Source organism: Kitasatospora sp. NBC_00039 (genome assembly GCF_045160625.1).
Classification (GTDB): Bacteria; Actinomycetota; Actinomycetes; order Streptomycetales; family Streptomycetaceae; genus Kitasatospora.
This window is the reverse complement of record NZ_CP108289.1, coordinates 3,482,311-3,496,862: the sequence shown is the minus strand read 5'-3', so window position 1 is coordinate 3,496,862 and position 14,552 is coordinate 3,482,311. Positions and strand designations below refer to the sequence as shown.

The 14,552-nt window shown below is 72.9% G+C and carries 11 protein-coding genes; 4 read left to right on the top strand and 7 right to left on the bottom strand.

The genetic code is table 11. From position 1 onward, the window contains the following. Positions 1-57: 57 nt before the first annotated feature. The 3 genes from OG286_RS15385 to OG286_RS15375 are packed head-to-tail and all read right to left on the bottom strand — an operon-like array spanning position 58 to position 4,519. Positions 58-2,007: a glycosyltransferase family 39 protein gene (locus OG286_RS15385; RefSeq protein ID WP_405365368.1), complete on the bottom strand. Its 1,950-nt coding sequence runs from the start codon at positions 2,005-2,007 to the stop codon at positions 58-60. After that, positions 2,004-3,104 (bottom strand): glycoside hydrolase family 26 protein, encoded by a 1,101-nt coding sequence (locus OG286_RS15380; RefSeq protein WP_405365366.1) that lies wholly within the window; start codon positions 3,102-3,104, stop codon positions 2,004-2,006. Before OG286_RS15380 ends, OG286_RS15385 begins: the two co-directional genes overlap by 4 nt. Next, positions 3,101-4,519 carry a glycosyltransferase family 2 protein gene (locus OG286_RS15375; RefSeq protein WP_396320956.1) on the bottom strand — a complete coding sequence of 473 codons (1,419 nt, stop codon included), beginning with the start codon at positions 4,517-4,519 and terminating at the stop codon, positions 3,101-3,103. The genes OG286_RS15380 and OG286_RS15375 overlap by 4 nt, the downstream gene beginning before the upstream one ends. A gap of 461 nt (positions 4,520-4,980) precedes the next feature. Here OG286_RS15375 and OG286_RS15370 point away from each other — a divergent pair, with 461 nt between their 5' ends. From OG286_RS15370 to OG286_RS15360, 3 genes are all read left to right on the top strand, one after another. Further along, entirely contained in the window at positions 4,981-6,207 is a 1,227-nt protein-coding gene (locus tag OG286_RS15370; RefSeq protein ID WP_396320766.1) for a ricin-type beta-trefoil lectin domain protein, read from the top strand. A 79-nt stretch (positions 6,208-6,286) separates the two neighbouring features. Further along, entirely contained in the window at positions 6,287-7,621 is a 1,335-nt protein-coding gene (locus OG286_RS15365) for a LamG domain-containing protein (protein ID WP_396320767.1), read from the top strand. A gap of 140 nt (positions 7,622-7,761) precedes the next feature. Continuing rightward, on the top strand, positions 7,762-9,450 hold the full coding sequence (locus OG286_RS15360; RefSeq protein ID WP_405365363.1) for a hypothetical protein: 1,689 nt from the start codon (positions 7,762-7,764) through the stop codon (positions 9,448-9,450). A gap of 37 nt (positions 9,451-9,487) precedes the next feature. Here the strand turns inward: OG286_RS15360 and OG286_RS15355 are convergent, their stop codons facing one another. Beyond that, complete coding sequence (locus OG286_RS15355; protein ID WP_396320769.1) at positions 9,488-9,982, bottom strand: GNAT family N-acetyltransferase; 495 nt, start codon at positions 9,980-9,982, stop codon at positions 9,488-9,490. A 398-nt stretch (positions 9,983-10,380) separates the two neighbouring features. Between OG286_RS15355 and OG286_RS15350 the strand changes: the two genes are divergently transcribed. Beyond that, positions 10,381-11,337, top strand: coding sequence for a helix-turn-helix domain-containing protein (locus tag OG286_RS15350; protein WP_396320770.1), 957 nt, complete (start codon positions 10,381-10,383; stop codon positions 11,335-11,337). 21 nt (positions 11,338-11,358) lie between these two features. On the opposite strand, the gene OG286_RS15345 is transcribed toward OG286_RS15350, so the two are convergent. From OG286_RS15345 to OG286_RS15335, 3 genes are all read right to left on the bottom strand, one after another. Further along, a complete protein-coding gene (locus tag OG286_RS15345; protein ID WP_396320771.1) occupies positions 11,359-12,168 on the bottom strand; it encodes a histidine phosphatase family protein in 810 nt (269 codons plus the stop codon). Positions 12,169-12,333: 165 nt separating this feature from the next. Next, positions 12,334-13,947 (bottom strand): monocarboxylate uptake permease MctP, encoded by a 1,614-nt coding sequence (mctP, locus tag OG286_RS15340; RefSeq protein ID WP_396320772.1) that lies wholly within the window; start codon positions 13,945-13,947, stop codon positions 12,334-12,336. Continuing rightward, positions 13,944-14,246 (bottom strand): DUF3311 domain-containing protein, encoded by a 303-nt coding sequence (locus tag OG286_RS15335; protein WP_396320773.1) that lies wholly within the window; start codon positions 14,244-14,246, stop codon positions 13,944-13,946. Before OG286_RS15335 ends, mctP begins: the two co-directional genes overlap by 4 nt. Between the last annotated feature and the right edge of the window lie 306 nt (positions 14,247-14,552).

Here is a 14,552-nt window from a genome sequence, read left to right as displayed (position 1 = left end):
GCGGCACCATATGTAGTAGCCGGTGTGTCGCGGGGCGTGGCCCGGTGCCCCGGGCTCTCAGTGCAGGAGGAACACTCTGTACGTGCCGGAATCACCGGTCGGGGAGCTGAACTGTGCGATCAGTCGGTAGCGTCCGGCGGCCCTGACAGCCTCGGTGATGGCCCGGTCCGTGGCATTGGGCGCGGTGCTGTCGAGGACGACCACGGTGAACCAGCCGTTGCGGACGGCGGTGACCGTGCCGTCGTCCCCGTGGTGCATCACGCCGGCCGGGTCCCGGTAGTCCGTCCCCTTGCGGGCCGAGACCCACTGCTCGGGTCTGCTGACGCTGCCCAGGTAGTACTCCGGCAGCCCGTCGACCTCGGTGAGGTAGCGGCCCTGCGGGGTGGCGTGCACGCGCAGCACGCCGAGCAGCCGGCCGGAGTCGGGCCCGTCCTGGTACCGCAGCGCCGACTGCTCCAGCCCGAGGGCGAGCAGCACCACCCAGACCAGGATGCCGAGCTGCGGGTTGCGGAAGTGCGCGCCGACCAGCCTGGTGATGCCCACGCCGGCCACTGGCGCGGCGAACAGCATGCCGAAGCCGAGGTGGCGGAACATCACGCCGGAGGTGCCCAGGTACGCGTACCCGGCCGGGATCAGCAGCGCCGACGCACACAGGGTCAGGCTCAGCGCCGTGCGGCGCAGCCGGGAGGCCGTGATGGCGCTGTCCTCGGGCGACTCGTTCAGCCGCTCGCGGAGCGAGTAGGCGATCCCGCCCGCGCAGGCGAGCAGGGTGAACAGGCCGCTCCACTGGAGCGCGGAGGAGAGGACGGAGCCGGCCCCGCGGGCCTGGTGGCCGTGCCCGGGCGACCAGGCCCAGACGTCGTCCAGCAGGCCGAAGGCCAGGAGCGCCCCGAGGGCGCCCGCCGCCAGGAGGAGTGCGCGCCCGGCGGCGGGGCCGCGGCCCCGGTAGGGCCAGGCGGTGATCAGTGCGAGGGCGGCCAGCACGGGCAGCGCGACCACCGCGGCGTACTCCACGGCGGCCGCCAGCGCCGCCACCGGTACGGCCAGCAGCACGGTGGCCACCGGGGCGCGGGCGGTCCGCACGACGATCCAGGTGGCGGCCGCCACCAGGGCCACCGCGAGGGCGTCCGGGGCGGCGTAGAAGCCGACGACCACGGTGGACTGCAGGACGGCGTACGCGGCGGCACTGCAGATGGCCACGCGCTCGTTGAAGAGCCGGCGGGTCAGCGAGTAGAGCAGCGCGGTGGTGGCCAGCGCGAGGACCAGGCTGACCACCCGGGCCCCGAACACCCCGCTCGCGTTGGCGGCGGCGCCGGCCAGCGGGGGGTAGAGCCAGGGAGAGCCGGGGATCTGGCCGATCAGGTCGGTCGTCACCGCCGTGCCGTGGAGCAGGTTGTCCAGCTGCTGGCGGCCGACGATCATGGCGACGGCCTCGTCGGGGTGGGCGGCGCCCAGCAGGCGCAGTGAGAGCGCCGCCTGGACGGCCAGCACGCCGAGGAGCAGGCCGCGGCCGATCCAGCGGCGCCGGGGGCTGGGTGCGGGGTCCCAGCCGGTCGCGGGGACGGCCGGGATCCGGTACGGCGCGAGCTGGACGGCCTGGCCGTCCTCCTCCTCGTCGGCGGGGCGGGGGCGGTCGCGACCGTCGGCCTCGGGGGCGTCGTGGGCGTCGGGGGCGTCGGGGGCGTCGTCCGGGTCATGCACGTCGTCGGGCGCGTACGCCTCGTCCGGCGCGTACGCCTCGTCGGGGGCGTACTCGTCGTTCGGGGGAAGGCCGCCGTCCGGGCCGTTCCCGCCGTGCCGCGGGGCCTCGCCGTCGCCGTCGGTGCCCCGGGGGTGTCCGGTCCGCTCGGGCCCGTCGGCCTTCCCGGCCCGGGCGTTCCCGCCGTGCCCGGTCCAACCGTGCCCGTCCTCCCGGGGGTGGGGGAGGCGGGCCCGGGACCCTTTGCCGTCCGGGGTCCGGGCCGGGGTCTGCGGGGTGAACCAGGAGTCGGTCTCTGAAGGCATCATGGGTTCCGGATGTCGAAGCCGTAGCGAGGGTCGGACGCGCGCTGCTTGTAGTCCGCGAGCGACGGCGGGCTGGCCTCGATGCGCCAGTCCGCCCGCTTGACGATGTTGAACCAGACGAAGCCGACGACGTCGTCGTGCGTCTCGAGCCCGGTGAAGAGCTGGTCGATGTCCGCGCGCTGGCGCTTGCCCTGCTGGGAGGCCGTCTCGCTGATGAAGAACGGCTTCTGGCTGAAGGTGCGGATCTCGGCCATCGTCGGCCCGTAGAGCGCGTCGAAGGTCTTCGGGCCGGTGAGGGTGAAGTAGCCGGTCATGCCGGCCCAGTCCACGTAGGTGTCGCCGGGGTAGTACGGCGCGAGCCGGGTGTTGGGCGCGGGGTCGGTGATGTTGGGGCTCCAGACCCAGATCACGTTGGTCGCGCCGGCCCGGTCGAAGATGTCGTGGACGCGGCGCCAGGCCGCGACGAAGTCGGCAGGGCTGCTGGCCTGCCGGCCCCACGGGTACCAGTCGCCGTTCATCTCGTGCGCGATGCTGATGGCGATGGGCAGGTTGAGCTTGGCGGCGGCCTTGGCCACGCCCTTCACGTAGTCGTCGGTCTCGCCGGCCGCGATCGCCGCCATCGAGGGGGAGTGCGGCTCCCACGCCATGTAGGGCAGCGCCCCGGCGTCGTGGATCCGGCGGACCCCGGCGGTGTCGAAGCCGTCGCCCCAGCCGGCGTAGTACTCCAGGACGTTCGGCTGCTTGCCGATCGCGGTGGTGTAGCCGCTCAGCGCGTCCATCTTCGTGGGGACGTCGGGCAGCGCCGCCCCCAGGTACTTGTGCCCCGGCTTGAGCAGCGGCGTGACGTCGTAGGGGAGGTCGGCGGCCGGGGCCGCGGGCTTGCGGGCCGGGGCCGCGGTGCCGGCAGCGGCGGCCCCGGTGGCGGTGCCGGCCGGCTGCGCGACGGCGGCCTCGGGCACCGCGAAGCCCGGGTCCGCCGGGCCGCAGGCGGTGGCGAGCAGCAGACCGGTGGTCACGAGCGCGAGCACGGCGAGCGGACGGCGCAGACCTGCCCGGCTGCGGTGGGCGGGCACGGCGGACACGGCGGGCACGGGGATCACACAGCTTCCGTGGGACGCGGCTGGACGAGGACTCGGCCCACGATCACGGCGTAGAAGAGGCCGGACGCGAGGACCAGCGCGAAGTTCAGCGGGCCCATCGTGAGCATGCGCCAGATGCCGGCGCCCACCCAGAGGGCGGCGGTCCCGCCACCCCAGACGATCATGCCCGTCCAGAACCGGCGGGTCTTGTTCTTCTTGGCGCCGCTGGATCCGGTCGGCTGCCAGGCCATCCGGTTCTTCCGCAGGATGTCCCAGATGGCGAAGACGTGGGCCCAGCCGTACATCATGCGGGCGGCCCAGGCCTCCAGCCGGTACGGGTTGCGGTGCCACAGCGGGAAGATGAGGGTGGCGTACACCAGGCCCGGTATCACCAGCATCGTGTTCTCCCACCGGATGAGGTCCGGCCGCACGAGCAGCAGCACGATGGGCACGAGCGGGGAGACGATGGTGAACAGTGCGGTGTGGATGTAGTAGAAGAAGCCGGACATGTAGCACATCCGGGTTATCAGCCGGAGCTTGGTGCCCCAGAACTTCCGGCTGCCCAGCAGGCTCATCGAGCCGGTGCACCACCGGTACTGCTGGTTGAAGAACCCGCCCACGTTGTCGGGGCAGACCCCGGCCGCCAGGGCTATCGGCACGTAGTGGAGGTCCCAGCCGAGCCTGCGCAGGTCGAAGCCGGTGTGCACGTCCTCGGAGTGCTCGATCAGCGTGGTGCCGCCGTTCTGCTCCAGCGCGGCCCGCCGGTAGACGGCGCAGCTGCCGACGCAGATCGCGCCGTCGTTGCGCTGCCGGGAGACCTGGACCGTCCGGTAGAAGAGCTCCTGGACGGCGCCGGCGCCGCGCTCGATCCAGTTCTGGGAGTCGAGGATGCGGAAGAACTGCGGGGATTGAACGATCCCGAGCTTCGGGTCGTTCTCCATGTAGGGAAGGAGCTCGTCGAGCAGATCGGAACGCGGGGCGAAGTCGGCGTCGAGGATGAGGATGTAGTCGCTGTCGGAGTTGCGGAACCCGAACTGGAGATTGCCGGCCTTCTTGAACCAGCCGCGGTTGTTGCGGGTGCCGTAGACGAACTCGAAGTCCACGGCCATCTGCGCGAGTTCGGGGCTGTCGCTGTCGTCCAGCACGTAGGGGGTCACTTCACCCGGGTACTGGTCGCGCAGCCTGGCGACGTGCGTCCAGGTGTTGTGCAGCACCTCGATCGGCTCGCCCGCGACGGGCAGGAAGACGTCGACGGTCGGGTACCGCTCGGGGCGCCAGGCGCGCACCAGCGCGCGGTGCCCCTTGAGGTCGAAGGTCTCGTTGAACCCGTGCACCCAACGCGAGATCAGGTAGTAGACCACGGTGAAGGCCAGGAACGGGATGAAGAGCCAGAACCACGGCGTCGCGCTGAGCAGGCCCACCTCGCTGGCCACCATGCAGCCGAAGCTGGCGAGCGAGAAGCAGGTCAGCACCCAGAGGTGACTGCGCGTGTAGGAGTACTTCTCGACGTTGTCGGGCGGCTGCGGGAGCAGGCCGCGCTGTACGCGGGAGCTGGCGTCCTGTCGGGTTTTCCGGCGTGAGGTGGCTGCTCTCCTGCCGCCCGCGAGCTGCGTACTCTCGGTGACAGTCACGTGGCTCTCTCCCCCAGAAACCGTATCGAAGTGGACCAAAGACGACTGCGGCCGCGCTGAGCCCGGCCGCAGGGACGTCAGGATCGTACGGGAAGGGCTCCGGGGAAATCCTGCCCCCCCGTCTGCCGGGCTGCCCGGAACCGGGATTGAGTTCCGATCGTGATGTGGAGGCAGGCGTATACGGTGGGCGCTCGCCGCATCCGCAGGCCGGGCCGGCAGGGCTGCCGGCGGCCGTCGGGCCGGTTCATGGGAGAGGGAGGGTCGTCGTGAAGGGCACTGCCGCACGGTTGGCGCGGGGGGTGCGGGCGCTGGTCGCCCACGGCACCGTGGCCGTGCTGCTCATCGGCTGCACGAGCGAGCCCGGCGCGGCCCCCGCGCGGCCGGACGGGACGTCGTCCGCCGGTCCGGCGGCCGGCGCCTCCGGCAGGCTCTGCTCGACGGCGGAGGTTCCCTTCCCCAAGAAGCCGGTCGACGGTGGCACCAAGATCATCGAGCCGAACCCGTGGAACACCGCCGGCACGGTCTGCCTGGACGCCCCGGGGGACACCGGCTTCACGGTGACGGAGCTGCGCGACTTCGTCGCCAAGACCCCGCTCGCCCCGGGTGCCTACCCCAACATCTCCACGGCCCCCGGCGCGAGCGGACTGCCCGTCCCGGTCAGCGCCCTGGGTGACGCGACCAGCGACTGGGACGCCTCGGCCCGGGCGACCGGCTCCTACAACCTCTCCTACGACCTCTGGTACGGGCCCAGCCCCGACAACTGCGCCCCGGGGGAGAGTGCGGAGGTGATGATCTGGCTGGACGCCACCGACAGCGTCCGGCCGGCCGGGAAGAAGGTGACGGACGCCCAGACCATGGGCGACACCACGTACGACGTCTTCCAGGCGCCCATCACCGGCCCGCACAGCGTGATCAGCTACGTGCGGAAGGCGTCGACCCACAGCGCCCACGGCCTGAACCTGCGGCTGTTCACCGCCGACGCCCTGATGCGCGGTTACGTCCCGCCGGGGTCGTACCTGTGCCGGGTGCAGGCGGGCTTCGAGATCTGGAGCGGCGGGACGGGACTGCAGAGCTGGTCGTTCGCCTTCCACAACCGGGTCGGCCTGCCGGCCGGCGAGGTGCCGGCCGGCGCCCCCGGGATCTGCCTGCGGCACGGCGGCGGCGGCCTCGCCGGGACACCGGTGACGGTCGGCTCCTGCGGCGACCAGGCTGTGTCGACGAGCTGGACGGTGGGCAATGACGGCTCGCTGCGGGGCGGCGCTGCGTGCCTGGCGCTCTCCGCGGACGGCACCACCGTGGCGCTGGCCCGCTGCACCGGAGGGGCCCCGCAGCGCTGGGCCGCCGGAGCCGGCCAGAGCCTGGTGCACCTGGAGTCCGGCCTCTGCCTCGGCACCGCCGGGGGCTCCCTCGCGGACGGCACGGCGGTGAACCTCAAGCCCTGCTCGGGCGGGGCCTCACAGCGGTGGAAGCTCCCGTACAACGGACTGCCGTAGGAGCGGCCCCGGGGGTGGATCCGTCAGCCGAAGCACCCTCCATGGGCGTTGGGCGGACCATGCCTTACCATTCCGACACATGAGCGATCGACCGGTACCGACTGGCGAGCCGGACCAGAACCCGGGGTGGTCCCCGCAGCAGCCGCCGATCGGCGCGTTCGGCCCGCCGCCCGCGGCGCCGGGCCCCGCGCAGCCGCCGGTCTCCGCGCAGCCCCCCGCCGGCCCCGTACCTCCGGGGCAGGTGCCTCCGCCCGGCCCGGTGCCCCCGGTGGCCGGTGTGCCGCAGCAGCAGCCGCCGGTCGGCGCGTTCGGCCCGCCGCCCGCCGCACCGGTTCCACCCACCATGCCCGCCATGCCGACTGCGCCGACCTCGTCCACCGCGTCCACCGTCCCCATGACGCCCGCCGCGCCCCTGGCGTCCACCGTCCCCATGACGCCCGCCCAGCAGTGGCAGCAGGGCGGCGGCTTCCCGGCGCAGGGCTCCGGCACGCCCGACTGGGAGGCGCTGGCGGCCAGGAACGAGGAGCAGGCCAAGAAGAAGCGCCGCCTGCGGCTGATCGGTGCCGCCGTGGCCGTCGTGCTCGTCGGCGCCGCCGTCGCGGGCGTCGTGGTGATGCGTCAGTCCGACAAGACGCCGGTCGCCGACGGCAGCCCGACGGCCGAGGCGCCCAAGACCCCGGGCGCGTCGTCGAGCGGGTCGCCGGCCGGGACGGCCAGTGGGACGCCGAGCGGTCCGCCGAAGGCCATCGCGGGCCCGCCGACCGTCGGCTCGCTGCCGGCGAGCAAGGGAACGGCCGCGCTGGGCCTGGGCTCCGACGCGAAGACGGGCTCGGTGGCCGGCTTCGCCGGACAGGTCCTCAAGCTGCCCAGCGGGCAGAACTCCTTCGCCCAGAGCGCCGAGCCGATCGTCGACACGAACAAGAGCTTCACCGTGTCCGTCCGGGTGTTCGTCGACGTGCCGGCGGGTGTCCGGGCCGCGGTCAGCCAGGGTGACGGCGCCTACTACTCCTACGCGCTCGGGCGGGCGACCAACAACGGCCACAACCTCTGGTACTTCAAGGTCCAGCTCCCCGGCGGCGGTTCCGTGGTGGTCTACTCCAAGGGCGACGCGACGGTCAACCAGTGGGCCCTGCTGACCGGTGTCTACGACTCGGCGAGCAAGCAGATCACGCTCTACGTCAACGGCGCGGCGCAGGCGTCGGCCCAGGCGGCCGGCGTGCAGAGCAGCGGGACCAACGCGTTCCAGCTGGGCCGGCTGAGCTCGAACTCGCAGTGGAGCGACCCCTGGCACGGGGCCGTCGCCGACATCCAGGCCTGGGACCAGGTGCTGCCGGAGGCCGACATCGTGAAGATCGTCGCCGGCCCCAGCTCGCCGCCGGCGATCCCGCCCACGACCGCCTGGCTCACCGGCTGAGCCGGTCCGTACGGGCAGGCCGCCCGTCGTAAGACACCCACGGCGCCGGGGCGCAGCACCGCCCCGGCGCCCTCTGGCGCACCGAGCCCCGGTACCTGCCGTACCGGGCGCGATGTCCCGAAGCTGAGGAGCAGTACCTGATGAGCGCGGACGGCCGTTGGATCCGGCCCGAATCCACCCGGCGGCCCGTACTCAAGCCCGCGGGTGCCGTCCCGCCCGGTGGCGTCGGCACGGCCGGTCCCGGTGAACCCCCGGCGGGCTCCCAGGACGGGCCGCCGGCGCGCGGGCGCCGGAGACGGACGGCGGAGCCGGTGGCCCGGATGCCCCGGCCCGGGCTCCGGACGGACCTGCTGCCGCTGTTCGCCGTCCTGCTGGTCCAGGGTGCGCTCTCGTTCCACCTCCTCCTGAGCAACACGGCCTTCGTGGACGAGGGCACCTACATCTACGCGGGCTACCAGGAGATCGCCAACCTGGCGCACGGCACCCCGGTCGCGACGTACGAGACCTTCTTCTCCGGCTCCCCGCTGATCTACCCGGTGGTCGTGGCGGTGGCCGACATGCTCGGCGGCCTGACCACCGCGCGGCTGCTGAGCATGGCCTTCATGCTCTCCGCCACGGTGGCCGTCCACCTGGCCACCCGGCGGCTGCACGGCTCGCTCGCGGCGTTCTGTGCGGCGGCGGCCTTCGCCGCGCTCGGGCCGACCCAGTTCCTGGGCGGGCTGGCCACCTACGACTCGATGGCGTTGGCGCTGCTCGCCTGGGCCGGCTACCTCGCGGTGCGGCTGACCACCGGCGGCGGCTACCCGAGCATGCTCCTGGCCGCCCTGCTCCTGGCGCTGGCCGGCTGCACCAAGTACGCCGCGCTGCTCTGGGTCCCGGTCGTCTGCGGCGTCGCGGTCTTCGCCGGCTCCGGCGGCGCCCCCGGCGCGTGGGTGCGGTGGAAGCGCGGGCTGCAGCTCCTCCTCGCCTTCGTGGCGGCGGTGGCCGTGGCGGCCCTGGTGGCGGGGAAGCGCTACATCGACGGCTTCAACCACACCACCCTCAAGCGCGCCCCCGGGCACGACGCCTACTCCTACGTGGCCGAGGAGGCCGCCAAGTGGGTGGGCGCCCTGCTGCTGCTGGCCCTGGTGGGCGTGGTGGTGCAGCTGGTGGCGGCGCGCAGGCGCGGCGGGAGCGCGTGGTCCGAGGCCTGCCTCGCCGCCGTGCTGCTGGTCGCCGGGATGCTCGCGCCGGCGAACCAGATTCGCATCCACACCTGGCTCTCCCTGCAGAAGCACGTCGACTTCGGTGCCTGGTTCGCCTGCATCGTGGTGGGCGCCCTGCTGGCCCGGGTCGTCGTCGCGCTGAAGGACCGGGTGCACGTCACGGCCGGGGTGGTGGTCGCCGCCCTGGTGGTCGGCCCGCTCGGCTGGGTGGGGGCGGCCCAGGGCCGGGAGATGTTCGGCGAGTGGTCCGACACCGAGGACTTCGTGGCCGCGCTGAGGCCGTACGTCGTCAAGGGCGACGACCGGTACCTGGTCGAGAACTACAACGTGCCCGCGTACTACCTGCGCGAGTCGAGCAACTGGCAGCAGTGGCACGACCTGGTGGCGGTCTACCGCCGGGACCCGGACACCGGCAAGCAGCAGGTCGGGGTGCCCGCCATCCAGGCCGGCATCGAGGCGCACGAGTGGAAGGTGGTGGTGCTGGACTTCACCCAGACCGGCGCCACCGACAAGGCGATCCAGCCGACGCTCAAGAGCGCCGGGTACCGCGTGGCCACCGTGGTCAAGAGCGGCGAGCACGGCCGGTACACCATCTACGTGGCGCCGGGCTACGACAAGAAGTGACCGGCCCCGGCGGTGATCCGCCGCCGGGGGCCCGCCGTCAGAACGTCATCGCGTAGACCAGCAGCGGGACACCGGGGCGCACCTCCCAGTCGCGCTCCGGCGTCCGCCGGAAGCCCAGCCGTTCGTAGAGCCGGTGGGCGGAGGTCATCGACGGCCGGGTGGAGAACGCCATCCCGTCCAGGCCCAGCTCCCGGCTGCGCGCGATCGAGGCCCGGACCAGCGCCTCGCCCACGCCCCGGCCCCGGGCCGCGCCGCCGACCGCGAGCATCCGGATCTCGCCCTCGTGCGGCCGCGCTATGTCGGCGAAGGCCGTGCCGCCGACCGCGAAGGTCACGCAGCCGAGCAGCTCTCCACCGGCCGGGTCGACCGCGACGAGGAGTTCGGCCTGCTCGAAACGGGGGCGGGCGTCGAGGAGTTGGGCCGCGTAGGGGCCGTCGGCGGGGCTGTGGCCGTCGCCGACGAAGGCCTCGTGGGTGACGGTTCCGACTGCGGTGAGGTCGGCCTCGACGGCCCGGCGGATGACGATGTCCATGCGGTCAGTGTGCCGCAGGCGATGTCGGCGGCCGGGGCGGGGGCCGGGGCCGGTGCGGCCGTGGCCGGGTCGGCGGACGGCCGGAGCGAGGCGGCCGGCATGGTGCCGTTTAGCCGGTCGGGCAGGGCGGGGTCGACGGGGTAGCCGCCGGGCCGGTGCCAGTTGTCGCGGCCGTTGGCGGCACCCCGGGCCACGTCGCGCCCGATCAGGGTGCCGAGCAGTCCGAAGCCGCCGACGGCCCCGGCCAGGGCGAGTGCGCTTGCGAGCGTGTCGGAGTCCATGGCTCCACTCTCGCCGCGCCGCCGGGCGGCCACGAGTGGCAGCAATGCCCGATTGCATCGAAATGCTGCCACCTCGGGCCTTCCCTCCGGGCCGCTCGCGGGGGCATCCTGGTCGGCATGCTCAAGAACGTGGTCGCGGTGGTGCTGGAGGAGGTCCATCCCTTCGAACTCGGGGTGGCATGCGAGGTGTTCGGCCTGGACCGGACCGCCGACGGCCTGCCCGGCTACGACTTCGCCCTCGCCGGTGCCCGCCCCGGCCCGCACCGCACGCACGCCGGCTTCACCGTCGACGTCCCGTACGGCCCGGAGCGCCTCGCCGAGGCCGACCTGGTGCTGGTCACGGCCGTCGGGGTGCACCAGGACTACCCGGCGCCGCTGCTGGACGCGGTGCGGGCGGCCGTGGACGGCGGCGCCCGGGCGCTCTCCATCTGCAGCGGCGCCTTCGTGCTCGGCGCCGCAGGACTGCTGGACGGCCGCCGCTCCACCACGCACTGGCGCTACACCGACGAGCTGGCCGCGCGCTTCCCGCGGACCACCGTCGAGCCGGACGTGCTCTACGTGGACGACGACCCGGTGATCACCTCGGCCGGCACGGCGGCCGGCATCGACGCCTGCCTGCACCTGGTGCGCAAGGTGCAGGGCGTGGAAGCGGCCCGGGGGATCGCCCGCCGGATGGTGGTGGCCCCGCACCGGGAGGGCGGTCAGGCGCAGTTCGTCGCCCGCCCGCTGCCGGAGGGGGACGGCGAGTCGCTCGCCCCGTTGCTGGACTGGATGCGCCACCACTTGGACCAGGAGTCCACCGTCGAGCAGTTGGCGGCCCGGGCCCACATGTCGCCGCGCACCTTCGCCCGCCGGTTCCAGCAGGAGACCGGCACAACGCCGCACCGCTGGCTGGTGGGGCAGCGGCTGCTGCTCGCCCAGCGGCTGCTGGAGTCCACCACCGAGCCGGTGGACGCGATCGCCGCCCGCTGCGGCTTCGGCAACGCGGCGACGCTGCGGCACCACTTCGGCCGCCGGCTGGGGACGACCCCGATGGCCTACCGCCGCTGCTTCGCCGAGCCGCTCGCGAGCTGACGGGCGGCGGGCGCCCGGTCGTCAGCCGGTGGTCAGGTGCCCGGTCTCGTTCCAGTGCGCCGGGCGCAGCCGCCCGCCCTCGGCGCGCCAGAGGCTGGTGGAGCAGTTGCGCACCGGCTCAAGTGCGGTCAGCTGCGCCTCGGTGAGCCGGTCCAGCGCGTACCGGAGCATCAGCACCGTGCAGTCGTGCGCGACCACCAGGACGGGCCGGCCGGCCTCGTCGGCGCAGAGGTCGCGGAGCAGGCTGCGCACCCGCAGCGCCACGTCCGCCCAGGACTCGCCGCCGGGCGGGCGGTAGTACAGCTCGCCCATCTTGCGCCGTCTGGCGGCCTCCTCCGGATGTTTGGCCTCGATTGCGGCCCGGGGCAGCATCTCCAGGACGCCCAGTTCGCGGTCGCGCAGCCGTTCGTCGTACCGGACGGCCAGCGAGACCGGTACGGCGCCGAGTCCGGCGGCCTGGGCGAGCGCGATCCGGGCGGTCTCGGCGGTGCGCACGTACGGCGAGCACCAGACACTGCGCGGCCGGTCGGCGCTGGGCAGGCCGGCCCACCAGCGGCCGAGGGCCTGGGCCTGCTGCTGGCCGTGCATCGAGAGCGGGATGTCGGCGTCCCGGCAGCTGATCGGAACGCTCAGCGCACCGGCCGCCTCGGCCAGCTGGAACTCCACGTTGGCGGTGGACTCGCCGTGCCGGGTGGCGATCAGTACGGACGGCAGCCGGGTGGCCGGCGCGGCGGCGGTGGGCGCCGCGGTCGTGGGCGGTGCGCCGAGCGCCGCGCCGGGCGCGTGGACGGACTGATGCTGGCCGTTGAGTGTGGTGCCGAGTTCTGCCATCGCGACTGCTCCCCGTGGGTCGATCCGTGGGTCGGTCGGTGCCGGCCGGCTGCCGGTCCGGTCCGGTGGTTCCCTGCACGTGCGGCCGTTCATACATATGATCGCGCCGTCTCCTCCAGTGTTCACGGAGGAGACGGCGCGATCACAGGGCGCGCGACGGGGCAATCAGTGCGCTGCCACGGGCTCCGGCGCGTTCTTCAGCTCTTCGTCGCCGGTTTCGGCGCTGTAGTCGCCGGGCCGGGTCTCGTCCGGGCTCTCCGGCGCCTTGATCGCCTTCAGTGCGAGCGTGAGCACCACCGAGACCACCAGGTTGAGCACGAAGGCGGTCAGGCCGATGTAGCCCAGCTCGCCGATGCCCGGGATCTCGGCCGAGTTGCCGCCGAAGTGCTTGGTGGCGGGGCTGGCGATGTCGTACGCCTCCCAGGTGCCGTAGATCATGCCGACCGCCCAGCCGGCGAACAGCGCCCAGTGGTGGAACCAGCGGGTGAACAGGCCGCCGACGATGGAGACGAAGGTCTGCAGGATCCAGAGGCCGCCGAGCAGCTGGAGGTTGATCGCCGCCTGCTTGTCCATGGTGAGCACGAACACCAGTGCCCCGACCTTCACCAGCAGCGAGGCGATCTTGGCGACCCTGGTCTCGTCCGCCGGGGTGGCGGACGGCTTCAGGAACTCCTTGTAGACGTTGCGGGTGAACAGGTTGGCCGCCGCGATCGACATGATGGCGGCGGGCACCAGCGCGCCGATCCCGATCGCCGCGAAGGCCACGCCGGTGAACCAGTCCGGGAACATGTTCTCGAACAGCTGCGGCACCGAGAGCTGGGCGTTGAACTTCTTGTCGCCCTTGCCGATGCCGGCCGCGATCGCCATGAAGCCGAGCAGCGCCAGCAGGCCCAGCATCAGCGAGTACGCGGGCATGATCGCCATGTTGCGGCGTACCGTGTTGCGGGACTTCGAGGCCAGCACGCCGGTCACCGAGTGCGGGTACATGAACAGCGCCATCGCCGAGCCGAGCGCCAGCGTGGCGTACGTCCACTGCTTGTTCTCCGGCACGGTCAGCGAGCCGGCCGCCTTGGGCGCACTGAACTTCTCGCCGACCGCGTCGAAGATGTGCCCGTAGCCGCCGAGCCGCATCGGGATGTAGATCACCGCGACGATGATCACGATGTAGATCAGGGTGTCCTTGACGAACGCGATCAGCGCCGGGGCCCGCAGGCCGGACGAGTACGTGTACGCGGCCAGGACCCCGAAGGCGATGAACAGCGGCAGGTCCTTGACGAACCAGTTGGCGTTCTCGCCGCCGCCGACGCCCAGGACGTCCAGCACCGCCTGGATGCCGACCAGCTGCAGAGCGATGTACGGCATGGTGGCCAGGATGCCGGTCAGAGCGACCACCAGCGCGAGCGGCTTGGAGCCGTACCGCCCGCGCACGAAGTCGGCCGGGGTGACGTACCCGTGCACCCGGGAGACCGACCAGAGCCGGGGCAGGAAGAGGAAGACCAGCGGGTACGCGATGATCGTGTACGGCACCGCGAAGAACCCGGCCGCGCCGGTCGCGTACACGGCGGCCGGGACGGCCACGAAGGTGTACGCCGTGTAGAGGTCGCCGCCGAGCAGGAACCAGGTGATCCAGGTCCCGAAGCTGCGGCCGCCGAGGCCCCACTCGTCCAGGTGCTGGGCGTCGTCGGCCCGGCGCCACCGCGAGGCGAGGAAGCCCATCACGGTGACCAGGACGAAGAAGAGCACGAACACCGCCAGGGCCGGCACGTTGACGCCGTTCATCGCGCACCACCCGCCTTCCGGACGGCCTTGCGAGCCTTCTCGTCCCGGTTGATCAGCAGGTACGCGGCCACCGTGAAGACGGCCGAGACCGGCACCCAGAGCAGCTGGTACCAGTAGAAGAACGGCACCCCGCCGGCCTCGGGGCCGGTCTTGTCGTAGGAGGACACCCAGAGCATCGCGACGATCGGCACGAGCAGGGCGAGCCCGGCCAGCACCCGCTCCGGCGTCACGGCCGGAACGGCCCCGGGATCCGGTGGCTCGGGCATGACAGGTTCGGTGGCGTCGAGGTCTGACGACATGGTTCGGCTCCGCTCCGGAGGAGGGTCACCCGGTCGGCGCCGCAGCCCCACGAGGCCGCACGATCCCCCCGAGGCCCGCCGAGCAGCACCACTGGTGATCGGCAGTCAATACGGCTGCGAAATCTAGAGCATGGCGTGATCTGTGTCACCAGGAACGACCGAACTTCCCGCTATCCGGACGCTTTGCGCGCGCCCGCGTGTACGCCGGAGCGCCGTACACGGCCTGCGCGCCGCCTTGATAGTCCGCGCGCCGGTGCACGCTGCGCCGCCCGCGGCCGCCCAACGCAACGGGCACCGGCGTACGCA

Excerpts from the sequence above, each read along its gene's own strand:
- OG286_RS15375 (WP_396320956.1), bottom strand. The coding sequence starts at position 4,519 with ATGGTGGCCAGCGAGGTGGGCCTGCTCAGCGCGACGCCGTGGTTCTGG.
- OG286_RS15355 (WP_396320769.1), bottom strand. The coding sequence starts at position 9,982 with ATGGACATCGTCATCCGCCGGGCCGTCGAGGCCGACCTCACCGCAGTC.
- OG286_RS15365 (WP_396320767.1), top strand. The coding sequence starts at position 6,287 with ATGAGCGATCGACCGGTACCGACTGGCGAGCCGGACCAGAACCCGGGG.
- OG286_RS15345 (WP_396320771.1), bottom strand. The coding sequence starts at position 12,168 with ATGGCAGAACTCGGCACCACACTCAACGGCCAGCATCAGTCCGTCCAC.
- mctP (WP_396320772.1), bottom strand. The coding sequence starts at position 13,947 with ATGAACGGCGTCAACGTGCCGGCCCTGGCGGTGTTCGTGCTCTTCTTC.
- OG286_RS15360 (WP_405365363.1), top strand. The coding sequence starts at position 7,762 with ATGAGCGCGGACGGCCGTTGGATCCGGCCCGAATCCACCCGGCGGCCC.
- OG286_RS15385 (WP_405365368.1), bottom strand. The coding sequence starts at position 2,007 with ATGATGCCTTCAGAGACCGACTCCTGGTTCACCCCGCAGACCCCGGCC.
- OG286_RS15335 (WP_396320773.1), bottom strand. The coding sequence starts at position 14,246 with ATGTCGTCAGACCTCGACGCCACCGAACCTGTCATGCCCGAGCCACCG.
- OG286_RS15350 (WP_396320770.1), top strand. The coding sequence starts at position 10,381 with ATGCTCAAGAACGTGGTCGCGGTGGTGCTGGAGGAGGTCCATCCCTTC.